We start from the raw sequence: 25,306 nt of genomic DNA, 5'->3' as shown, positions 1-25,306 counted from the left end.
ACTCCCCTTATGTGCGTTCTTTAATAAATACAGCAGTAGTAAATGCTGGAATGCTAAATTGACCAGCATTGTTAGTGCTGAGTTTAGTTTGCGTATCAATGCCGTTTGCCTGCACAGGATGAAGGGTAAAGCGCGCTGCATTTTTTACGGAAAATGTTTGCTTGTTCGGCGAGCTATTAAAGAACACTAATACTTCACTAAACTTTTTGTCTAATTGGCGTTCAGTTTGGTTGTCTTTAATATGCATGGCGATTAGACCTTGCTGTTGATTACTGCCGGTGTTTAAAAACTTAATCCGCTTAGTAATTTGCTCTGCGCTAGTCATTTTGAATAGTGGCGAAGTGCTGCGAATAGCCAAAAATTCATTGAATATACGTGAAGCAAATTGAATATCTTCACTCGATGGAATGTCTCGGCCCTTATTTTGCTCTATTAGGTAAGAAATTAGTGGCCAGTTTGCATGATCTTTTTCTGCTGGTGGTAAACCAACATGGTAATAGTTTTGTTGTTTGTTGAAATCGACGCGATTAAACCAGTCGCTATAATCGTAGCTGTCTCTTAAATAAGATTTTGAACGTAATAGCTCTGAACCCATGTGTATAAATGGTATCCCTTGAGCGAGTATTGCGTAAGATAGACTTTGATTGTGTAGCCTAACGCGTTGTTCTGTCGTGAGCTCAATGGCATTTCGATATTGGTTATTATCCCAGAGTGATTGATTATCGTGCTTTGAAACGTAATTGATGGTGTCAGCTGGATCGAGTGCATAGCCAGTCGGTTGACTGCCATAAGGGACGTCTTTACCGGTAACCTGATTATCTAATCGATCGGTTATAGGGAAATTTGCGAGGTTGCCTATTAGACCAATACGTAACTGATCCATCAATAATAAATAGTCAGGTGCATTAGCAGTGTTACCTTTATTTAATTCATTAGGTGCCGTTGCTAACCCATTACCAATACCTTGATTGCGGCGAATATCATCACCTTGCACACTGATACCAGGGCCACGTACAGCGTCGCGAAGTCGGTCTGTAAAAGTGCCTATTTCGGTGCCGCCTAACTCTAATTGACTTGCTTGTACAAATTGGCGGTTGTTAGCTACTTCGCCGAAATTCCATCCTTCACCATAAAAATAAGTGTCAGGATCAAACGCTCTAACTGCTTCTCTGGCCCTTAACATTGCATCTTTAGGCTGGTGACCCATTAAATCGAAACGGAAACCGTCAATTTTATAATCACGGGCCCAAACAACCAATGAATCAATCATGAGTTTTTCCATCATGACACGCTCTGTCGCGGTATTATCACAACAGGTAGATTGTTCAATCAAGCCGCTTATCGGGTGTAAGCGTTGATAATAGTTTGGCACTATTTTATCCAGAACAGCTGTTGGCTCTAGGCGTGCTTGATGGGTATGGTTATAGACTACGTCCATAATGACGCGAAACCCTAAATTGTGAAGGTGTTGTACCATCTCTCTAAACTCGACAATACGAGCACTACCATCAGGGTTAACGGCGTAGCTGCCTTCTGGCACAGTATAATGAAAAGGATCGTAGCCCCAATTGTATTTGTCTACTGTTTTTAGCTCAGTCACTAATGCTTGTGCGTCGTCAGTTTTAGGATCAAAACTCTCAAGTACTTGGGCCAACGACATAGTGCCATCAAGTTCTTTAATACAGATGCTGATACTTGGCTGGCTCTGGCAGATATCGGTCAACGTTGAGTTTAAGTCAAACGCTTTATCTATCTCCTCATTGACTGTGCCGATATCGAACGCTGGTAATAAATGAATATGATTTAACCCGGCACTTTTTAGCGTTTGCAAGTGCTGCATTCCCGATGAATTTGTTTCAGTAAAGGCTTTGAACTTACCTCTATGCGCTTCATTACTTAGCTGCTGATCTGTCGCACTAAAGTCACGCACGTGAACTTCATATAAAATCGCATCTTCTGGAGCTGATAATTCAGGCAATGCTTGTTCACTCCAACCTTGTGGTTGGGTACTTGCATCATCCAAACTGATTATTTGTGAGTGCTTACTATTGGTTGAAAGACTTAAAGAGTATGGATCAGTTGTTGTGATTGTTTCTACTTGTAGAGTTGCAGGGTGGAATACATCAATTTGATATTGATAAAATTTTCCTACGGTAGCTTTAGGTAAATCAAGATGCCAAACACCTGAATTTGTATCTTCAGTCATAGCCAACGTTTTATCCAACGATTTGTCTTGGTTAAATAGTTTTACACTGACATTGTTGGCAGTTGGTGCCCAAAGTTTAATTGAAATCTGGTTCTTACCTACCGTCGCGCCAAAGTCTGCAATTTCATTGGCATCATTTTCGTTACTTGTATAAAGGTCATCAATAACTTCGCCAATTTGAACACGAGATACAGAAACTTGCTCTGCATTTGTATTGCTATCATAAATAAACAGTGGTTGTTTAAGCCATTGCTTAATCATGTCTAATGACGCAGTAACCTCAAATGCCTTAAACTCAGCTAAATGTGGATGCTTGTCTTTTATCCATTGTGGCATTGCTTTAGGCACTAATTTGATATTTTGTTGGCCTTTACCCGTTATTGTCGCCAGAGCATATTTGCCGTTAACGTCTGAATTTGCTAAAAGCATGGTTTGGGCGTCTATCCAGTGTGCACCGTAATCTGAACTTTGTTGATCGATGTTAATTGGAGCAATAGTTGAAAATGTCGAGTTATTGTCGGCGCTAGGTTGGCAGGCAGAGGCCAATAATGCCAGTGGCAATATAAGGTGTCGTTTATTCATAGTTGGTTCCGGCGTGAATACCTGATGTCACATTTTATTTTTTTAGACTGGTTGATAACTGTAAAAAGGTCTAGGGTCTAATCATAGTAGTTGCATACGTATTCACCTATAACCTTGTGTAACAGAATCGTTTTGTGGTCGCCAAATAGCGACTTAGTCCATAGAATGATTGGCTCTATTTACTATTTAAGGTGTATTTATGTGGTTTAGTGCTAACAAGGCTTTAGCATCAATTATCGGTTTACTCTTGTTTGTTGCATTCAATGCAGTCGCTGGTTATCAAAGTCATCAACTACACCAAGGCAAGTTAATCGTAAAAGGCACGGATTTATCGGGCGCGCTTCAAGTTATAGAGCTTCAACCTTATAACCAAACCTCTATTGCTACCACATATCGAAGTAAGCACCATTATCAGCTACCTTCTTATGCCATTGCTTCGGACGCCAGAGCACAAGGTGGCAAAGTATATGAAACGCCTGAGATGCTTGTTTTGGATGCTGGAGAGTTGATCGCGAAAATAGATAAAGTGTCGTTGGCTATTCAATTTTACCGCGGCTCAGATTTACTATTAACTCAACATAAATTTATTGATTTAGCTAATAAGCTGCAGTTCGATTTTTCAATCGATGATGAAGAAAAACTGCTTGGCGGTGGTCAACGTGTTCTCGGCATGGATAGGCGTGGCCACAAGTTACCTCTTTATAATAAAGCGCATTACGGATACACAACCGAGTCGAGACAAATGTATTACGGCCTGCCGGCAATCATGTCTTCTAAGAAATATACCTTAATTTTTGATAATTCAGCGTCAGGTCAAATGGACTTAGATAGCGAGAATATCAATAAACTGTCATTTGAAGCAGTTTCAGGGCGAGCAAGTTATATTGTGACTGTCGGCAGCAGCTATCCAAATTTGATAAACAACTATGTCAATCTAACTGGTAAACAACCAATGCCTCCACGCTGGGCGCTCGGTAATTTTGCATCGCGATTTGGCTACCACAGCCAACAGGAAGTGATGGAGACAGTCGCTAAGTTTGAACAAGACGATATACCACTTGATGCCATAGTGCTTGACTTATATTGGTTTGGTAAAGATGTAAAAGGTCATATGGGCAACTTAGATTGGGATAAAGAAGCTTTCCCAAACCCTGAACAGATGACTGCTAAGCTAGCAAGCAAAGGGGTTAATACCGTTGTTATAACCGAGCCTTTTATTTTAACAACATCGAACAAGTGGCAGTCAGCAGTCGATGGTGATGCATTAGCGTTAAATGCAGAAAATGAACCTTATCGATTTGATTTTTATTTTGGTAACACAGGGTTAGTCGATGTATTTAATGAGCAAGGGAATAACTGGTTTGGAGAGGCCTATCATCAATTAGCATCTCAAGGAGTTACTGGCTGGTGGGGTGACTTAGGTGAACCGGAAGTGCAACCCGATGATATCTTGCATACTTTACCAAATGGTAAGCGAGTAAGGGGTGATGCTATCCATAATGTTTATGGGCATAAGTGGGCTGAAATGGTTTATCAACAAAGCCAAAAGTTCTCTCCTAATCAACGCCCAATGATTATGATGCGCTCAGGATTTGTCGGCAGCCAACGTTTTGGCATGATCCCATGGACAGGTGACGTTAGTCGCTCGTGGGGCGGTTTAAAACCACAAGTTGAACTTAGCTTGCAAATGGGGCTGTTAGGTTTGGCTTATACTCACTCTGATCTAGGTGGGTTTGCCGGTGGCGAGACATTTGACGCAGAAATGTATACGCGTTGGTTACAATACGGGGCATTTCAACCGGTATATCGTCCGCATGCTCAAGAAGCTATTGCACCTGAGCCTGTTTTTCATGACGAAGCAACAAAGGCCATCGTTCGAAAATTTATCAAGCTAAGATATAAATTATTGCCATATAACTACACATTGGCTTATGAAAATTCAGTAACAGGTATGCCATTGATGCGTCCCTTGATGTTTGAAGATGAAACTAATCACGCTCTCATTGACGAAAAGCATAGCTTCTTATGGGGAGATGCCTTTTTAGTGACGCCGGTACTCGCGCCAGAAGCTCAGTCTGTGTCGGTCAATGTACCTAAGGGGTTATGGTTTGATTATTGGACGGATCAGCTGATAACTGGCGGTCAGCATATCGATTATGCGGTGAATAAAGAAATAATCCCTGTACTTGTGCGAGCCGGTAGCTTTATTCCTATGGCCGCGGAACAGGCAAACACTAAGCAATATAATGGTGAAGAGTTAACTTTGGATTATTATCACCACGAAAGTATCGTTCATGGTGAAGGTAAGCTTTATGAAGACGACGGTATAAGTCTTAATAGTATAAAAGAGCAGGCGTTTGATTTACTTAAGTTCAACGCTGTTTATCAGCAGAATCAATTAACGATTTCATTTCATTCAGAAGGAAATGGATATCGTCGTTCAGTTGCCAACCGAGAGATGACCCTAAACATTAGGGGCTGGAAGCAAACACCTAAAATAGTCTCGGGTGACCAACGTGATATTCCCATATTACATAATGAAAGGGCTTTTTCTCTAGCTTCTGAGGGAGCACTTTGGTTAAAAGGGCAAAATATATTGACCATCAAGTTTTCGTTAGCCAATAACACGCAACAGCTCATTATCGAAAAACATTAGTACTCACTGTCTTCACCGTTAATAAAAAGCTTAGCTACTCACAAATGGGTACTAAGCTTTTTAATTTTCCTATCTTATTAAAATGACCTGAGTTTTAGGGGCACTGTTGCATACGTATTCAAACTTGCCAATTTCCCCACTTTGTTTTAACCAAGCATAGCTAAATATAGTGCATAAATAGTGATGACAGCTTCAAAATATAACGAGTTTATTTTCAGTTAAACCTTATGTAATTAAGGGTTTTGGACTATATCTAGTACAAGGGCAGACAGAAAAACAGCAATAAATTATTCGGCCTGTGGCTAGGATTTTATTTTCGATGATTAATATTGGTCCCGATTTACACACACCAGTGCATAAACATGAATACGTATGCAATATATGTTTTTAAAAAATTGACCAACTTATATTAGGTTATCCATCATATTTGGTGGACCTATAAAATATTGAAATACAAAAGTCATCATGTCAGCTGGATGCTGAGAAAAAATTAAAACAACAGGGATGGAACGGGGGAGAAACCTACATGTTAAAATTTAAGCCAAGCAAAGTTACACTTGCCATGCTTTCTACCGGCCTTTTGGCTGTTAGTGCACCTATGTATGCTCAGGCGGCGGAAGAAGCTCAAGCAGCACAAGGTGAAGATGAAGTAGAAGTTATTGAAGTACGAGGCTTTCGCCGCAGTGTTGTAGAGTCTATTAACACTAAACGTTATTCATCAGAAGTTGTTGAGTCAATTTCAGCAGAAGATATTGGTAAATTACCAGACTCTTCAATTGCTGAGTCGATTGCTCGCCTTCCGGGTTTAACAGCACAACGTCTTGACGGTCGTGCAAGTCGCGTAAGTATTCGTGGTTTCGGCGAAAATGAAAGTGGTACTACTTTCAATGGTCGCGAACAAGTTTCTATCAGTGATAACCGTGGTGTAGAGTTCGATCTTTACCCATCGGAAATCATGAGTGGTGTTACAGTATATAAAACGCCAAGTGCGAGTTTGGAAGCTGAAGGCATCGCAGGTGTAATTGACATGCAAACGATTAACCCGCTAGGTCAAAGTGAGCGCGTTATTCAGTTCAATGGTCAATATGAACAAACAAGTTTTGACAAATTAAACCCAGATGGTGACGACGACGGTTTCCGTGGTACGTTTTCATATATTGATAAGTTCAACGATGACACATTAGGTGTTGCATTTGCTTATTCAACAATGAGTTCTCCAAACCAAGAAAAACGTTGGAACTCTTGGGGCTTCCCTACATTTACCTATCCTGATGGTTCAGAAGGTTCAATTTTAGGTGGTGCTAAGCCATTCGTTCGTTCTTCTACGTTAGAACGTGACTCTGCAATGTTGGTAATCGAAGCTGCGCCAACTGAAAACCTTAAAATGATGTTTGATGCACTATACGTAGATTTCAAAGATGAAAAAATCTTACGTGGTATCGAAATTCCATTTGCATGGGGTCAAGGTAGTATTTCTCCTGAATCTGCAACGATTGATGCGGAAACTGGTTTTGTTACCGGTGCCACAACACAAGGTCAGCGTGTTGTAGTACGTAATGACTACGAAGAGCGTGAAGCTGAATTAACTTCTTTAGGTTTCAACCTAGAGTATGACATTGCTGAGACATGGGCGTTAGAATTTGATGCAAGTTACTCAGAAGTTACACGTGATATCTGGTCACTAGAAAGTTACTCAGGTACTGGTCGTGGTAATGACCGTGGTGTAGCAGACGATTTAAGCTATGTATTTGATGGCGGTAATACAGGTGCGACTTTTGGTCATAACCTTGATTACTCAGACTACGATTTAATTCAAATCGGTGGTCCATTATCTTGGGGTTGGAGTTCAGCACTAAATGAAAAGTACGGTGTTGTAGGTACTGAGTATGAAAACCAATTGCAAGATGGTTTCATCAATGCTCCTTCTATTGATGACGAGCTAATGACATTGAAATTAGCAGCAACTAAGGAGTTAGATAACGATTATTTAAGTGAAGTAACATTTGGTGTTTCTTACCGTGAACGTGAGAAAACTAAAGACTCTGAAGGTTACTTTATGACAGTGTCTAGCTTCAACTATCCAAATAACCCTGGCATGTTATCAGTGCCAGAAGAGTACCGTTTAGGTACGGCTGACTTAGGCTTTATCGGCATGGGCGACATGATTGCTTATGACTCTAATGCTATGGTGAGAGATGGTTACTTCGATTTGTTAGCAGAAAGCTTAACTAACACAAGCCATTCAACTAAGTCTTGGAAAGTAAAAGAAGAAGTGACTTCTGCATTCGTTCAAGCAAATATCGATACAGAAGTTGCTGGTCTACCATTAACAGGTAATGTAGGTGTGCGTTATGTACAAACTGACCAGTCGTCTGTAGGTAATGCGTTTAATACAGTCGATGGTGTGGTTGTAACTAACCCGCGTAGTGATAGTCATGATTATTCACATGTGTTACCTAGCTTAAACCTTTCATTGAAATTGGATGATGACCAAACAGTTCGTTTTGGTGTTGCTAAAACACTTTCTCGCGCTCGTTTAGACGAAATGAATGCGTCAGTAAGTGCTACTTATAACCAACAACCTGACAGCAACGGTAATTACTGGTCTGTTAGCGGTGGTAACGTAGAACTTGAGCCTAAAGAAGCGTTAGGTATCGATTTAACCTACGAAAACTACTTCAGTGCTGAAGGTTACTTCTCTGTAGCTTTATTCCATAAAGAATTAGATGAGTGGATTTTCGACGGTAACTACGAAGTTGATATGAGTGGTGTTGCAGACCCTGCAACAGGCATTGTTCCTCCTAACTCTACAGGTACTGGTTCTGGTAAAATTAATGGTGGTGACGGTAGCTTATCTGGTTACGAGCTTTCTTTAACATTACCTTTTAACGTGTTCACAGATGCGCTTGATGGTGTTGGTTTAATTGCTAGCCACACGGGTGTTGAATCAGATCTAGAAGATCCAAACGGTAATGAATATGAATTACCTGGTCTATCTGAAAGTATCACTAGCTTTACGCTTTACTATGAGAAAAATGGTTTCCAAGCGCGTGCTAGCATGCGTAAGCGTGACGACTTTAAAGGTGATGTGTACGGTTTAGGTTTCGACACGGTACAAGTTGATATCCTAGGCGAAACAATTTGGGACGCTCAAATTGGTTACGACTTCGGTGAAGGCGGCTTCAAGAGCTTAGAAGGTTTATCAATCTTCTTACAAGCACAAAACTTGAACGACGAACCGTTCACTTCATTGTCAGGTGATAACTCACTTCAAGTACGTGATTACCAAGATTACGGTAGCACCTACTTATTAGGTTTCAGCTACAAGCTGTAATCTATAATCCCTGATGGAAAAGCCCTTGCATACGCATTAAAGTGTATATGCAGGGGCTTTTTTATAGTTGTTTAAAAGGTAATAAGCAGTGACTGATAAAATAGAAAATGTAGTAATTGTTGGTGGTGGTACTGGTGGCTGGATCACAGCAGCACTCATGGCTAAGGTATTAGGAAAGGTCGTTAATATCACGCTAGTCGAATCTGACGACATAGGTATTATTGGTGTCGGAGAAGCGACGATTCCTCCGATTATTCCTTTTAACAATGCATTAGGTATAGATGAAAAAGATTTCTTAAAGGCGACAAAAGGGACCTTTAAGTTAGGGATTGAATTTGTAAACTGGAAGAGCAAAGGTGACAGTTATATGCACGCCTTTGGCAGCATAGGAAAGAATTTCCCATTCAGTGACTTTTACCATTTTTGGGTAAAGGCTCAACAGCAAGGTGACACCTCAGAATTTGGTGATTTTTCATTGAACTATCAAGCGGCTAAAAAGAATAAGTTTGCCAAGCTGCGAAATATTGAAGGTACTAATTTGCCTGGTATTGAATATGCCTATCATTTTGATGCAGGGCTATACGCCAAATTCCTACGAGAACACTGTGAAAAGCAAGGTGTTAACCGCATAGAAGGTATCATTAACAAAGTAAATGTGAATGACGACAATGGCTACGTATCAAGCATTCAACTGGAAAATGGTACGCTAATAGAGGGGGACTTATTTGTTGATTGTACGGGTCTTAAGGCACTACTAATTGAACAAACTTTAAGTACTGGTTATGACGACTGGTCACATTGGCTGCCCTGTAATAAAGCGGTAGCAGTACCTTGTGAATCAACAGATGAAATTGCGCCTTATACGCGTTCAACTGCTCATGATGCAGGGTGGCAGTGGCGAATCCCTCTCCAGCATCGCATTGGCAATGGTTTGGTTTACTCAAGTAAGTACATGACTGATGAGCAGGCAACCGAGTTATTAATGTCAAACCTAGATGGTAAATCGTTAGGTGAGCCACGTGTCATTCCATTTAAGACGGGTCGTAGACGTAAGCAATGGAATAAGAACGTGGTGGCAATTGGCTTGTCGAGTGGTTTTTTTGAGCCATTAGAGTCGACCAATATTCATTTGATTCAAACAGCCGCTACGCGCTTAGTTAAATTTTTCCCTCATAATGGAATTAAAGATGAAGAAGTTGATGAGTTTAATCGTCAGTCGTTAATAGAGTCTGAGCGTATGCGAGATTTTATTATTCTTCATTACAAGCAAAATATGCGTGACGACACACCGTTTTGGCGGGAATGCCAACGCATGGATGTTCCTGAAAGTTTAGCTAAAAAAATGAAGCTGTTTGAAGAAACTGGCCGAGTGTTTCGTGAGCAAGACGAGTTGTTTACGGAAATAGCATGGCAACAAGTGATGATTGGTCAAGGGCTAGTGCCGAAAGACTATCATCCTTTAGTCGATTCACTTTCAAAAGAACAATTAGCGGAATTAATGGAAAATTTAAAAACATTAATTGAGAGAACCGTTGAGCGATTACCAACTCAAAATGAGTTTTTAAAGAACTTATAAGGTGGTTTATTAATGGGTAAGTGGACTGGCAAAAAGAATACAATTTTTGCCGCCACTTTTGGCCGCATAAAGCCTCTGATCGGCTAAATCGATAAGTGTCTCAATATTCTCGGTTTCTTCTGAAAATGCTACGCCAATACTTACCGTAACATTAATGGAATGTTTATTATTAGCTACAGGAGTTTTTTCTATATTCTTTCGAATGTTCTCAGCAATTTTTTTTACTTGATCGGCTTGAATATTTGATAGCAATATTAAAAACTCTTCACCGCCCCAGCGAACGACACAGTCTGTACTTCGTACTGTTGCGAGCTGAAGTCTTGCAATATTTTTCAATACTAAGTCACCAAATCTGTGACCATAATTGTCATTGACCAGTTTAAAGTCATCTATATCGATCAAGATAATGGCATGTTGATCTATTTGCCTTTTATTATGGCTTTGCATTGCCGCAATTTTTTCTTTAAACCCACGGCGGTTATATAGTGAGGTAAGTTCGTCATGGTTAGAAAGGTAATGCATCCGACTTTTTTCAAGACTTTCTCTGTACAGGCCGCTAGCCAGTTTAAAGCGCATATACTCTGATAGCCAAACCATCATGATCAGCAAGTTTGAACTGACTATATAAGTCTGACGAGCATGTTGGGAGTAATTCACATTCATCCAATCTGGATAATCGATAAACAACCAATAATAGCTAATTACTTGAATAGCAATGAGATACGGAACAGACCTTATATGTCCTAAGGTTAAAACAATACAAGGGAGAAATATCAAGCACCAAAAGAGGTTTGAAGAGTCGGGGTTTGATGGCACGCCAGCAAAAGAGCCTATAAACAATACAGTGCATATCACCGCAGGAATAAAATGAATTCGTCCGACATTTTTTGAAAAATGTAAAAAGACTAAACCTGAGATAGAAAATGTGACTGCGATTAAATTTGCTGTGGCATCTAAATAGTCACCGCGCATATAGGTTCGATATAAATAGATTGAGCACAATACCGCACCGATAATAAAAGATAATCGGTAAATCTCTCGTTTAAATTTGCGTTCAAATTTATGGTATGTCTTATCCATACTCTATCTAAGCGTTATTTCCTAGATACATCATACCGCAACTGGTTAAAAAGTGAACAGTTTAATTTTTGGTAGGTAACTTTGTGAAAATACGCTTAGCGTCAATATTTTCATTTTTTGAATACGTATGCATCGCGTTGAGTAGCTAGCGCTAAGCACGTAACGTCGAACTATAAGGGCTAAAAGCCTAATTATAATAATGATTATTAGAATAAGTGAGATGTTATGTTAGCTATGCAGCAACGCTTGGCTAGGCGCTTTTATATGATTTTAAGCTTGCCTGCTACCGCAATGGGGTTCGCACTTTCTGTGCAAATATCGGCGTTAAGTTGGATTTTAACAACCCAATATGGTTTAGATATTCATGAGGTTGGCCTAGTTTGGGCGGCAGGGCCAATAGCAGGAATTTTAGGACAAGTTATTGTTGGTATTATTAGTGACAATGTTTGGTTCTGGAATGGCCGTCGTCGGCCATTTATATTAATTGGCGGTGTGCTCGCTGGCATGATGTTGTTAGCACTACCTAATATTGATATTGTCTCAAGTAGCCTTGGTTTGTCTGGCTTATTGGGGGTTGCGATTGCAGTAGCACTAACCTTAGATCTTTCAATTAATGTGAGTTTTAATCCGACACGCTCGATTATTGCTGACGTAACCCCTGAAGGTGAAGAACGCACTAAAGGTTATACCTGGATGCAAACCGTATCTGGCTCTTTTGGTGTGCTTGCGTATGCTATTGGGGCCGTTTGGGGCAACTATGTGCTTATTTATTTTGGTGCGGCGTTAGTGCTAGTACTTTCTATTATTCCTCCGTTTTTTATAACCGAGCCAAAAAGCTTAACCCTTGATCATAATCCAAAATTTGAATCTTTTGGCTTAGCAGCCATTTTAATGAATATTAAGCCGCTTTGGGGCTTTTTGATTTATGATATTTACGCCATGGGGTTACAAATTTCAGGTATTAAAACTGAGCATTATTGGGCAGAAATTATCGCTGCGATAGTCACCTTAGGCTTAATTATCCAAACCGTACTGGCCAAAGAACAAGAAGGGCAGCCAACCAACCAAACGGGCTTTGCAAAAGTACTCGCTGCTCATTCGTTTAGTTGGGTTGGCGTACAAACTATGTTTGTGTTTATTTTCGCCTTTTTACAAGACAAAATGCCGGGCATAGATGATGACCAACTGGGTAAAATTATTGCGATGAGCTTTCTTGTGCTAAGCGCTATAGCAGCATTTTTTCCAGCACTTGTACTAGAGCCTATTGCCAAACGCATTGGCCGAGTAAAAGTGCATACTTATTGTATCGCTTCAATGGCAGTAAGTTACTTTTTAGTGGTGTTATTCGGTGAAAGTAAAGTAGCACTTTATGTGATTATGGCGTTATTGGGAATTGGGTGGTCGTCAATCATTAGCTTACCATTTGCCATTATGTCTGAAAAAGTTGAACAATCACGTATGGGATTATATATGGGTCTCTTCAACTTATCGGTCGTGTTACCTCAATTATTAGTGAGCCTTGGTGTTGGGCTCTTTGTTAGTAAAATTGCTGATAAAAGTTTGGTCTTTCAAATAAGTGCAATTTCACTAGCTTTGTCGGCTATAGTGTGGACGCAAGTAAAAGAAGGTAAGTAATTGCGATTGAATAGTGGCAGCAAGATAGCTTGCTGCCACAGTTATAGTTAAGTAATGTGCTGTTAGAGGTGTAAATAATGGCGCACAAAAAGTACAGAGAAAGTAAATTTATGAACGAAACTGGTACCCAAAAAGGGCGCTGGTATATGAATCGTTTAGACTACTTCCAATTTCATCGCTATCCCAGCTATGCAAAGCATAAGGTAATTGCATTACTGACGTTTATTCTACTGGTATTAGTACTACCTCAAATAATTCAGTTTAACTTTTTTATCGCCTTACCTTTTATCTATTTTACCTATTTAGCTATAAGAACTTTTGACGTGCTACGCACTAGAGTTTGCTGTCATAAAGGTTATTTCCTTTATCCTAAATCTTGGGTAACCTTTTTTAAGCAACGAGAGGTTGATACTAGCGTTAATGATTTTGACTCGATTGCCACAATGACCAATCACAAAAGCTAATCGCAAAAATTAAGCACATTAAATAGAAACAAGAAGTTAGTCACCTTGGCCTGTCACTTTTTATTTTAAGTTCATATTAAAGAGCGATTGTTCCATAGTTACATATGTTAATTTTTTGTAATAATTAATTGTTGGTATTTAGTGAGAACATCTGGCAGAATCTGCGCGCTTTTGACAAATCGTCAAATTCAAATATTTGATTAAAAAGGAAATTTTAATGTTTAAAAAAAGCGCAATTGCTCTTCTAACCTTATCTCTTTCATTAAGTGCTTCTGCCAACTGGCAAGTTGGCGGTGGCTACATGAATTTATCAGATGACTCTGATGATTTAGACGTGTCTTTAAATGGTGTTTACGGTTCAATTGCTTATAACTACAAAATGGAAAATGAAAAGTTTTCTATCGTTCCTGAATTTCGTTTAGGTACAGGTGTATCTGAAGATACTGTAGATGGTTATTACTACGATGTTGATATTGAATTAGAGCGTTTTATCGCGTTATCAGCGCGTGCACAATATCAAATGAATGATAATTTCTACATGTATGCTTTACCTAGCTACGCAAATGCCAAGCTTAAAGCGTCAATTGGTAGTACAAGTGAGAGTGATGATGATTGGGAATTTGGCTACGGTGTAGGGGCAGGTTTCAATTTCAGAGAAAATGGCATCTTAAATTTTTCGTATGAACAATATGATGATGCGGATTTATTTACAGCGAGTTTATCAATTCAATTCTAAGTTTTAGCTGAAGCCAAAACTTAGTAATAAATAAAAAGGGAGCATGTGCTCCCTTTTTAATGGTAAGCGCGGAGCTACTTTACCTGATAAATAGCAACACTGAGTGGCGACATAGCTACCATTAATTGATCGTTCTCGTTACTAGTTAAAGTATTTCCGCTGTCATAGATAGCCGAGTCTATTTCTGAGCTGAAACTTAAATTCGCCTGCTGCATATCATTTGAAACATTGAATACAACGAGTTGTTGTTCGCCTGAAGCTAACGTGCGAGTTATTGCAAAAATACCTGCCTCATCAGACGAATAAATAACTTTCTGCTCACCATAACGAAGTGCTTTATTCGCTTGGTAAATTTCTGCAAATTCCGCTAGCGATTGGTATAACGGGTGATTTTTGTCAAAGTTATCGTCAGCAGTGGTTTTATCTGTGCCTACTAATACGTCATCGTTGTAGCTAGGAACGAGTGACGGCATCATATCTTGACGTGAATCGTGATTACCACCGTCGCCAACAAAACCTTGCTCACTACCGTAATAGACAACAGGTACACCACGTAAGAAGAACATCATGCTATGGGCCAGTGCTAAGCGTGCTAACTTTTCATCTTCGCTGTAGTTATGCTCACTTTTGCTTAGCATCCAAGCTAAGCGACCTAGATCATGGTTGCCGACGAAGTTAAGTAGCTGATTAGCATTGCTGTCGTGATCATTGTATTTGTGGTCTTGAGCGAATAAATTAGCTAATTGGTTGGTACCTTTTTGGTCGACTAATACATCTTTAATTGCAAAAGCAAACCCAAAGTCTAATACCGACTGCATTTTGCCTGTAGTCGTGAATTTACTTAGAACATCAGGATTACCATCAAAAACTTCACCGAACATGAAAAAATTAGGTAAGCCTTGTTCATTAGCATGTTTAACTAGTGCTGGCGCGAACTGTTGCCAAAATTCAATATTCACGTGTTTAACGGTGTCGATACGGAAGCCATCAGGTTTAAATTGGCTGATAATATCGCTGAAAATATCAACCATGCCATCAACAACGGCTTGATCATCAGTATTTATGTCATCTAATCCAAAAAAATCACCGTAAACGGAGTTTTCACCGCTAAAGGTAGAATCCCCCTGATTGTGATAATACTTAGGATCATTTAGCCAAGCCGGTACCTTTATATTGTCGCTATCAGCAGGTACAAACGGGGTGTATTTATCGCCAGAAGCTACTTGTGCTAATGATTTGTAATCACACATTTGTTTGCCGTCTGAAAATACTATCTCACCATCTCCGTGACATTCTTTATAGCGGATAACATCGGCAGTATGGTTGGTAATAATATCGAAAAATACTTTAATGTTGTTGGCGTGAGCGGTGTCGATAAAATGCTTTAAGTCGGCATTTGAGCCTAGGTGCGGGTCTATTTCGGTAAAATCTAATACCCAATAGCCATGATAGCCGGTTATGTCACCTTGCATTGAACGGTTACGCAGAATTGGTGTTAACCAAATAGACGTAATGCCCATTTCTTTTAGGTAAGGAATTTTATCCGTTAATCCTTGGACATCGCCACCGTGGTAGTGGCCTTTCTTGGTTTTATCAAAACCACCTTGTGAAATAGCAATGGTTTTAGAGCCATTGTCGTTTTCGGTATTGCCATTGTTAAAGCGGTCTGGCAATACAAAGTAAAACACTTCATCTTGGATATCACGCGTCAAGTAATGAGCAAGTTCACTACCTTCTATCCCTGTGGCCTGCTCAACGGATGTTACCTCAGTCGCGGGATTGGTTACGTTGTCGGTTGATTTATTTGTAGCACTTTTTGCTGAATTAGTTGTTGAGTTATCGCCACATGCTGTGAGTGCTAACGCAATTGCACTAGTGATAACTGCTTTTTTTACTGTTGTAAGTTTTATCATAATGAATGTTAAGGCGACGCTACATCGCCTTCTTATCTACTTTTGTTGTTTGTTTTTATTGTCCATCAAAACTATTTTTTCGGACGAACGTGCTGCAAAGCTTGCGAAAGCTCGACAACTGACTCAGTTTTTGCAAACGCTTCAATTGTTACTGGTAATTTTTGTCGCCAGTTAGGGTGCTCGTCAATAGTACCTGGAATATTCACCTGTTCGCGAATCTCTAATGCATCTTCCATAGGAATGAGCTGAATACGACTTGGAGCATGAGCGAGGAATTTCTGCACTGCTAAAGTTAATTCACGGTTCATTTCGGCAGGGGCTTGTTGAGGTGCGTTGCTCATGTCCATCACTTGCATATCTTCAAGCGCGGCAAGTAAATTAGCACGATCACTAATACGTCCTTCTCTATCAGAGCTACCCATGGCCTCATTTGGATATAAATTTAGGTTTTGGCGCCACTCTAAATCACGACCAGTCCACCAACCAGTAAGGGTAGGTAGGTCATGAGTAGAAACGGTGACCATGGAAAGTTCAGGGTATGTTTCTGGACGCATAAATAAGCCTGATTCCCACGTTTCAAAATAAAGCACCTTGTAGCTTAATAAACCAGCGGCTTGCATCACTTCACTAAAACCGTCTGGCACAGTGCCTAAGTCTTCGCCAATAACTACACATTCTGAGCGGCGAGATTCTAGCGCGATAATGCGTAAAATATCATCCAGCGGATAGGTAATAAAAATACCTTGATCTGCTTTCATGCCAGGGGCTACCCAGTATTGGCGCATTAATCCTAAAATATGGTCGATACGTAGTGCGCCTGCATATTGCATGTTACTGCGTAAGGCACGGACCAAAGGTTGGTACCCTTGTACCTGTAGTGCAACTGGGTTCATTGGCGTTAAGCCCCAGTCTTGCCCTAACGTGTTTAATAAATCTGGTGGTGCGCCGACAGAGGCTCCTGCAACGTACACGCCTTTATCTGACCAAACATCAACGCCAGAACCATCACAACCAACCGCTAAATCTAAGTACAAGCCAACCGGCATTCCATTTTCTTTGGCAGTATTCTTAGCAGCCATTAACTGGCTATGTGCTAACCATTGCAAATAGGCAAAGTAGTCTATACGCTCGCGATGAGATTGCTGAAATGCTTTTACTTCAGCACTATTAGGCTCTTGATATTGCGCAGGCCATTTGCTCCAACCAAATGCGTGGAAGTCTTGCTCGCGGAAATATTCGTATAGGGCTTCAAATGTTGCATGGCGAAGTAGGGCGTCACCTTGCGCAGCTTTATACGCTTCGAAGTCTTCATTACCGTTTTTGATAAAATCTTTGAATAATGTATCTAATACATGGTACTTCAGACCTGCTACGGCAACGTAATCAATCAACTCACTCGCTTTTGCTGCCGCTAATTTGTCTTTAAATTCTTTTGACTTAACAATCTTTTGTGCAGCGGTGCAGCTTAGGTAGTTATCGACTTTAGTGACGTCGATATACATGGTATTTAAAAAACAACGGCTAGTTGGTGAGTATGGACTGCAATGCGCCGGATTATTTTGATAAAGCGGGTGTAATGGATTTAGGCCAATTGCAGATGCTCCTTGTGCCGCACTAATCTTCATCAGTTCACTTAAATCACCAAAATTCCCTAACCCCCAGTTGTTTTCACTGGTTAAAGAATATAGCTGAGCTGCATAGCCCCACATTTTAAAGTCAGCTGCTTCTTGGGGACTGTAACAAGTCTTAGGTGCGAAAATTAAATGACACGAGTCGGTGATATCACCATGAGTAATTGTGATTTTATGATAACCGTCAGTCAACTTAGGCAAAGCGAAACTAAACTTGTTGTATTGTTCTATACCTGCATCATGGTCAAATTTGGCGTATTCCACGTGTGCCATTTCATTCACAGTTTGCTGACCTTTAATTGTTTCGCCAGCTTCTGTTTCTATCACCCAATTAAAGCTATCAGCTATGTCAGACTTTATACTGATGATAACTAAGTGTTCTGCTTGCTCTGAATGAGCAATATGCACGTTAGGCAACACTTTACGCCAAGATTGTTCGCGTAACTCTGTAATGCTGTGATTAAGTGCACCTTCGTCATCAATGTTGTAGCCCATCGCTTTTAGCAAAGCACGTCTTGCCTCGTCATTGGCATACACTTGGTTGCCAAATGCGTCGGTATAGCTTTGATGAAAGCCAACCAGCTCAGCAAGTTGTTCAATTAGGTTGGTCATTAGATTTTCTCTTTATTTGTCGAAGTCGTTGAATGTGTATAACTCAACATCATTAGGCTGTGTGCAGACAACTCTACGGATGAGCTTTTTATTGTTATGGGGTTAGCATCTTGTTGATAATCAGCGGTGTTAATTAGCACCTGCCAATGGCCATCAAGTGCTGGCAATTGATAGTTTATTGTTCGGCTATGGGCATTAAATATTACTAACATGGCATCATCGTCATGCTCATGTGCCCATTCGCTCAGTTTGTCTTGATTAGTGTCAGCAAGCAGCATTGCAAAGCACTTTATGTCTCGGTCATGCCAGTCGCTTTCTTGCATGGTATGGCCATGACAATTAAGCCAGCTGATATCGGCGAGGCCAGTCTTTGAAGAGTGTTCTTGGCCATGTTGATAATTGGTTCGGTTTAAAAGCGGATGTGCCTTTCTCAATGCCGATAAATTTTTTACAAACGCCAATAGCTCTTTGTCGCTATGCTGCCAGTCAAGCCAAGTAATTTCATTGTCTTGGCAATACGCATTATTGTTACCGCGTTGACTATTGCCGATTTCGTCTCCAGCGAGCAACATCGGCGTGCCTTGTGAAATAAATAACGTGGCTAATAAGTTGCGCTTTTGTTGAGTACGTTTTTGATTAACGCTTAAATTGTCCGTTTCACCTTCATGGCCAAAATTACAGCTATAGTTTGTGCCGTGCCCGTCTTGGTTATTTTCGCCATTAGCATAGTTGTGGCGCTGTTCGAAAGTGACCAAATCGTGCAAAGTGTAGCCATCATGGGACGTTAAGAAGTTCACGCTGGAGCTTGGACGTCTACTGCGACTTTCAAAGATATCGGCGGAACCATGCAAGCGACGAGCAAATTCCGGAGACATACCTTTATCTCCGCGCCAGAATCGACGCACTGTATCACGAAATCTATCGTTCCACTCCAACCAACTATTGGGGAAACGACCAAGTTGATAACCTCCGGGCCCTATATCCCAAGGCTCGGCAATGAGTTTGACTTGCGATAACACAGGATCTTGTCTTATCGCCGTGAAAAAATGATTAGTATTGCAAAAATGTGAACTGTTACGCCCTAAAATCGGGGCTAGGTCGAAACGAAAACCATCAACGCCCATGCATTCAACCCAGTAACGAAGGCTGTCAGTAACTAATTGCAGTACACGAGGGTGGTCGATATTTAAGGTATTGCCACACCCTGAGTGATTTAAATAATAACGCTTGTCTTGTTCTAATAAGCGGTAATAGCTGGCGTTATCTATACCACGATAACTTATGGTTGGCCCGAGCTCATTTCCTTCGGCGGTGTGGTTGTAGACCACATCTAATATAACTTCGATGCCAGCATGGTGAAATGTTTCCACCATATCGCGAAACTCTAATACGTCGCTAGATGCTAAGTAACGCTGTTGGGGCACAAAGAAATTAAAACTGTTGTAGCCCCAAAAATTACTTAAGCCTTTTTCATCAACAAATGGTTCGTCAATAAAGCTGTGAACTGGCAATAATTCGATGGCGGTTATGCCTAGTTCAGTTAAATACTTGATAACGCTTTTATCCGAAAGTGCTCTAAAGGTGCCACGAATTTTTTCATCGATTGCAGTATTTAACTTTGTAAATCCTTTGACATGCATTTCGTAAATTAGTGAATTACGGCGGCGTACTTGTGGATGCGTTAAGCATGTTGGATATGGCTCAGTAATGACTGCTTTCGGTAAATAAGGCGCATTGTCCTCAACGTCAAAAGTTAAGTCTTTTTGACGAGAATTATTGTCGTAACTGTAATGACTCTCATGATGGATAAATTTTCCGGCTAACTTTTTCGCGTAGGGGTCTAGCAATAATTTATGCGGATTAAAACGATGACCATTATGCGGATCAAAGGGGCCATAAACGCGATAGCCATATAAGGTGCCTACAGGTAAATTGGGCACGAAACCATGCCAAACATCATCGGTAAATTCTGGTAATTCAAGTCGTTGAATTTCATGTTGCCCTGACGCATCAAACAAACACAACTCTACTTTTTCAGCATTGGCAGAAAACAAGGTAAAGTTTACGCCACCATCACGTGCGGTAGTGCCCATAGGAAAGGAGCGTCCAGTAGTAATGATATAGTTTGTGTTCATTGGCGTTACCATATTATTGCTCCAACACTAGTACAATCGTGCTAAGTGGTGGAACGGTGATCGCAATGCTCTGAGCTTGGCCCTGCCAAGGCATATCTGAGGTTGTTGCAACATGGCTATTGCCCTGGTTTGAGCCACCGTAGATCGCCGCATCAGAGTTCAACACTTCTCTATAGTGACCTGCTTTTGGCGCACCGATGACAAAGTCGTGGTGAACTTGTGGTGTAAAATTGCAAACAACAATCGCTGGCGGTGTGTTGTCATATCCATACCTAACATATGAAAAAATTGAGTGCTCTGCGTTGTCGTGATCTAACCAACAAAAACCTGAGGATTCACAGTCTTTTTGATACAGCGCAGGCGTTTGTGTATAGACTTTATTTAAGTCTTGCACCAATTGTTTAACTCCTGCGTGCCAATGAATATCGAGTTGGTGCCAGTCAAGTTCGGCGTCATGGTTCCACTCTTTACCTTGGGCAAATTCGCAGCCCATAAACAGTAATTTTTTGCCAGGGTGGGTCCACATGAAGCCATAATAAGCACGTAAATTTGCAAACTGTTGCCACGTATCACCTGGCATTCTTGCTAAGATTGAGCCTTTTCCGTGCACCACCTCGTCATGACTTAAAGGCAGAACAAAATTTTCATCAAACGCATAAACTAAGCTAAAGCTCATATCGTTATGGTGATATTGACGATGTACTGGTTCTTTTTTCATATACTCTAGAGAGTCGTTCATCCAGCCCATATTCCACTTATAGCCAAAGCCTAAACCGCCCATATCGGTTGGTTTAGATACGCCAGGCCAAGAGGTTGACTCTTCTGCAACTGAAAACGAACCCGGATATTCACGGTAGAGTTCCTCGTTAAAGCGCTGTAAAAAAGCAACAGCTTCAAGGTTTTCTCGACCTCCATGTTTATTGGGTATCCATTCTCCCGCTTCCCGGCTGTAATCTAGATAAAGCATGGATGCGACGGCATCAACACGAATACCATCGACGTGAAAACGATCAAGCCAATGCGTAGCACTGGCGCGTAAAAAGTTTGCTACTTCGGTTCGACCGTAGTTATAAATTAGTGTATTCCAGTCGGGATGATAGCCTTGGCGAGGATCTGCGTGTTCAAATAAGTGCGTGCCATCAAATTGGCTTAAACCATGGTCATCTACTGGGAAATGTCCTGGAACCCAATCGATGAGCACACCAATATCGGCTTGATGGCATTGGTCGATAAAAAAGCGAAAATCATCGGCATTACCAAATCGAGCGGTTGGCGCAAATAAGCCTACTGGTTGGTAACCCCACGAGCCATCAAAAGGAAACTCACTAACGGGCATAAGTTGAATATGACTAAAGCCCATTTCAAGCACATAAGGAATGAGTTGTTTTGCAATGTCTCGGTAGTTAAGGAATTTACCATTTTCATCGCGCTTCCATGAGCCTAAGTGAATTTCATATATAGAAATTGCCGCATTTCGACTATTGCGCTGCTCACGTTTAGCTAGCCATGCTTTATCTTGCCATTTATATGCTTTATTAGACGCAACAATTGAAGCCGTTTCAGGGCGATACTGTGCTTGCATTCCGTAAGGGTCGGCTTTAAGTGGTAACAAATTACCTTGACGGTCTTTAAGCTCGAATTTGTAATGACATCCCGCTGTTAGTTTTGGAATAAATACGTTCCAATAACCACTGTAATTAATGTTTTGCATCGGATGGCAGCGGCCATCCCAATTATTGAAGTCACCAATAACGGAAACAGCACTTGCATTAGGCGCCCAGACCGAAAAAGAAACGCCGTTTACACCTTGGTGTTTAGTAAGTTGTGCGCCCATTACTCGATATGGATGTAAATGATTTCCTTCGCCAAGTAAGTGAATGTCTAAATCACCTAAAGTTGGTGATAATTGGTAAGCGTCATCTATCGTTTCTGTTTTGCCATTTCGAGTGATTATTAATCGATATTCGAAAGGCTTTTTCCTACGTAGTTTTTTATAAAAGACGCCGTCAGGGTGCTGTAGGCTGAGCCTTGCTACAGACTTACCTGTTTTTTTATCGATGATTTCAACACTATCAGCACCGCTAACAAAGGTAGTGATGGTTAAATAACCGGTATCAGAGCAGGTGTTTAAACCAAGCGTATTGTACGGATTGGCTAATTGAGCGTTAGCTATGGCATCAAAGTCTGCTTGATTTATGGTGGTTGAATTCATTAAACATCCTCTATAAAAAGCTACTCCCCTTCTTTTTAGGCGAAGGGGAGGCTGGTCAATTTATTCTGCACAAGGTGTCAGTTGCCAGATATTGTTCACATAATCCTGTATTGAACGATCAGAGTTAAACTTACCCATTAAAGCGGTATTCAAAATCGCCATTTTTGCCCAACGCGCAGGTTCGCGATAAGCAACATCAAGTGCATGATGAGCATCAGAGTATGACTGGAAGTCAGCCAAGACTAGGTAAGGGTCGCCACCGTCAAGCAAGCTGTGCTTAATAGCAGATAGCTCGTAAGGCTGTCCTGGTGTAAAGAAGTCACTATCTAGCCAATCTAAGATCTTGGTGAGCTCTTTATTAGTTTCATAGAAGTCATAAGGGTTATAACCGCTAGCTTTAATTGCTTTTACTTGGTCTACCGTGTTACCAAATATAAAGATGTTATCGTCGCCAACTTCTTCTGCAATTTCGATATTCGCACCATCAAGTGTACCTATAGTTACTGCACCATTTAGTGCTAACTTCATATTACCTGTACCTGAGGCTTCTTTACCGGCGGTTGATATTTGCTCTGACACATCAGCAGCTGGAATGATTTTTTCAGCCAAGCTAACGCGGTAGTTAGGTAAAAAGACAACTTTTAATTTGTCTTTAATACGGACGTCGTTATTAACTTTGTCTGCAACTTTATTGATAGCAAAAATGATTTCTTTTGCTAAGTGGTAACCAGGCGCCGCTTTCGCACCAAAAATAAAGACACGTGGGTGCATTTCCATATCTGGATTTTCAAGTAGTCGGTGATATAGCGCCAATATATGTAAGAAGTTAAGGTGCTGACGTTTATATTCGTGAAGACGCTTAATTTGTATGTCGAAAATTGCATCTGGGCTTACTTTTACGCCGGTCAAGCTTTCAATTTCTTCTGCTAGCTTTACTTTGTTATTGCGTTTAATTGCCATAAATTCCTTTTGGAATTTGGCATCGTCAGCTAACTTTTCCAATGATTTAAGACTATCTAAATCTTTTGCCCAATCTTTTTTAACGTGCTTAGAAATTAACTTAGACAACTCTGGGTTACAGGCTTTTAACCAGCGACGTGGAGTTATACCGTTGGTAACGTTGGTTAATTTCTCTGGCCACAAGGCATCAAATTCTGGGAATAAATCAGACTTTACTAATTTAGAGTGAATTTCTGCGACGCCATTAACTTTATGAGCCGTAACAACACAAAGGTGTGCCATGCGCACCATTCGCTCAGCACCTTCTTCGATGATTGACAACTTAGCACGCATTTGGAAGTCGTGTGGCCACTTAGCGTTTACTTCATTATTTAAAAATTCCTCATTGATATGGTAAAGAATTTCCAGATGACGAGGTAAAACACGTTCGAATAGTTTTACTGACCATTTTTCTAACGCTTCAGGTAGTAAAGTATGGTTAGTGTAGGCAAATACCTTACGACATAATGCCCACGCATCATTCCAGTTCATCCCATAGTCATCAATTAAGGTACGTTGTAACTCAACAATGGCGATAGTCGGATGAGTGTCGTTTAGTTGGATTGCGGTGTCATTGGCAAACGCAGCCCAATCAACACCATTTAGCCCTTGATGACGGGCAATGATGTCTTTTATTGAACATGCACAGAAGAAGTATTGCTGGATAAAGCGAAGTTCTTTACCTGCATCGTGTTCGTCATTCGGATAAAGAACCTTTGATACCGTTTCGGCTTGCACGTTAGTTTTATGCGCTTGTAAGTAGTCACCGTTGTTAAATAGATCCCAGTTAAAGGCATCTACCGCGCGACTTTCCCATAGACGAAGTACATTTACTGTATCTGAGTTATAGCCAACAATTGGCACATCCCATGGAACACCTTTAAAGGTTACACTTGGGTGCCAAATAGATTTTACACTACCGTCAGCTTGTGTTTGATGTTCTACATGACCGTAAAGCGGAATGAGTTGCGCAGCTTCCGGACGACACACTTCCCATGGGCTGCCAAATTCACGCCATAAATCTGGCTCTTCAATTTGACGACCTTGGTCAAAGCTCTGTTTAAACAAACCGTGTTGATAATGCACGCCATAACCAGTTGCTGCATAATCTAAGGTAGCAAGTGAGTCTAGGAAACACGCCGCTAGTCGACCTAAACCGCCATTGCCTAGCGCAAGGTCTGCACCTTGTTCACATAAATCACTTAATTCCATGTCGAAGTTTTTTAATGCTTTTTCTGCAGCTTCAAAAACGCCTAAATTGTGAAGGTTGTTCGACAGCATTCTGCCCATCAAATATTCAAGTGATAGGTAGTTTACACTTTTAACCTGTTTTTCTTGTTGGCGAGCGCGGGTGGTTTGTAATTTAGAGATCACCGCTTCATTGATTGCTAAACAGGTAGCACGCCAATAGGCTTGTTTATTTTCTTTATCTGCAACCTCACCAAGAGTGAATTGTAAATGATGCTCAATGCGCTTGGTCAGCTCTGCTGGAGTTAATTTAGGTTTAGCCATAATGGATTCTTTATTTTTTTAGA

Annotated in this window: 13 protein-coding genes; 6 read left to right on the top strand and 7 right to left on the bottom strand. The window is 40.7% G+C overall.

Translation table 11 applies throughout. From position 1 onward, the window contains the following. Positions 1–7: 7 nt before the first annotated feature. Complete coding sequence (pulA, locus tag HII17_RS00415) at positions 8–2,788, bottom strand: pullulanase-type alpha-1,6-glucosidase (RefSeq protein WP_169073360.1); 2,781 nt, start codon at positions 2,786–2,788, stop codon at positions 8–10. A 199-nt stretch (positions 2,789–2,987) separates the two neighbouring features. On the opposite strand from pulA, the gene HII17_RS00410 reads away from it, so the two are divergent. The 3 genes from HII17_RS00410 to HII17_RS00400 all read left to right on the top strand — a co-directional run bounded on the left by HII17_RS00410 (position 2,988) and on the right by HII17_RS00400 (position 10,354). Further along, positions 2,988–5,444: a TIM-barrel domain-containing protein gene (locus HII17_RS00410; RefSeq protein ID WP_169073359.1), complete on the top strand. Its 2,457-nt coding sequence runs from the start codon at positions 2,988–2,990 to the stop codon at positions 5,442–5,444. Between the two features lie 526 nt (positions 5,445–5,970). Further along, positions 5,971–8,778, top strand: a complete 2,808-nt coding sequence (locus tag HII17_RS00405; protein ID WP_169073358.1) for a TonB-dependent receptor — start codon at positions 5,971–5,973, stop codon at positions 8,776–8,778. Between the two features lie 88 nt (positions 8,779–8,866). Next, complete coding sequence (locus HII17_RS00400) at positions 8,867–10,354, top strand: tryptophan halogenase family protein (protein ID WP_169073357.1); 1,488 nt, start codon at positions 8,867–8,869, stop codon at positions 10,352–10,354. 9 nt (positions 10,355–10,363) lie between these two features. Here HII17_RS00400 and HII17_RS00395 read toward each other — a convergent pair whose 3' ends face one another. Then, positions 10,364–11,434 (bottom strand): GGDEF domain-containing protein, encoded by a 1,071-nt coding sequence (locus HII17_RS00395; RefSeq protein WP_169073356.1) that lies wholly within the window; start codon positions 11,432–11,434, stop codon positions 10,364–10,366. Positions 11,435–11,698: 264 nt separating this feature from the next. Here HII17_RS00395 and HII17_RS00390 point away from each other — a divergent pair, with 264 nt between their 5' ends. From HII17_RS00390 to HII17_RS00380, 3 genes are all read left to right on the top strand, one after another. Further along, complete coding sequence (locus HII17_RS00390) at positions 11,699–13,069, top strand: MFS transporter (protein WP_235938601.1); 1,371 nt, start codon at positions 11,699–11,701, stop codon at positions 13,067–13,069. Positions 13,070–13,146: 77 nt separating this feature from the next. Further along, positions 13,147–13,533 carry a hypothetical protein gene (locus HII17_RS00385; protein ID WP_169073354.1) on the top strand — a complete coding sequence of 129 codons (387 nt, stop codon included), beginning with the start codon at positions 13,147–13,149 and terminating at the stop codon, positions 13,531–13,533. 217 nt (positions 13,534–13,750) lie between these two features. Beyond that, positions 13,751–14,269: an outer membrane protein gene (locus HII17_RS00380; RefSeq protein ID WP_169073353.1), complete on the top strand. Its 519-nt coding sequence runs from the start codon at positions 13,751–13,753 to the stop codon at positions 14,267–14,269. A gap of 74 nt (positions 14,270–14,343) precedes the next feature. Here the strand turns inward: HII17_RS00380 and HII17_RS00375 are convergent, their stop codons facing one another. The 5 genes from HII17_RS00375 to HII17_RS00355 form a co-directional block, all read right to left on the bottom strand. After that, entirely contained in the window at positions 14,344–16,182 is a 1,839-nt protein-coding gene (locus HII17_RS00375) for an alpha-amylase family glycosyl hydrolase (RefSeq protein WP_169073352.1), read from the bottom strand. A gap of 71 nt (positions 16,183–16,253) precedes the next feature. Next, on the bottom strand, positions 16,254–18,425 hold the full coding sequence (malQ, locus tag HII17_RS00370; protein WP_169073351.1) for a 4-alpha-glucanotransferase: 2,172 nt from the start codon (positions 18,423–18,425) through the stop codon (positions 16,254–16,256). Then, positions 18,425–20,560, bottom strand: coding sequence for a glycogen debranching protein GlgX (gene glgX / locus HII17_RS00365; protein ID WP_169073350.1), 2,136 nt, complete (start codon positions 20,558–20,560; stop codon positions 18,425–18,427). Before glgX ends, malQ begins: the two co-directional genes overlap by 1 nt. A 13-nt stretch (positions 20,561–20,573) precedes the next feature. Continuing rightward, entirely contained in the window at positions 20,574–22,772 is a 2,199-nt protein-coding gene (gene glgB / locus HII17_RS00360; RefSeq protein WP_169073349.1) for a 1,4-alpha-glucan branching protein GlgB, read from the bottom strand. 60 nt (positions 22,773–22,832) lie between these two features. Further along, positions 22,833–25,283, bottom strand: a complete 2,451-nt coding sequence (locus HII17_RS00355; protein ID WP_169073348.1) for a glycogen/starch/alpha-glucan phosphorylase — start codon at positions 25,281–25,283, stop codon at positions 22,833–22,835. Between the last annotated feature and the right edge of the window lie 23 nt (positions 25,284–25,306).

The sequence above is a fragment of the Thalassotalea algicola genome, from assembly GCF_012932965.1.
GTDB classification, from domain to species: domain Bacteria; phylum Pseudomonadota; class Gammaproteobacteria; order Enterobacterales; family Alteromonadaceae; genus Thalassotalea_F; species Thalassotalea_F algicola.
This window is presented reverse-complemented; position numbering and strand designations above follow the sequence as displayed.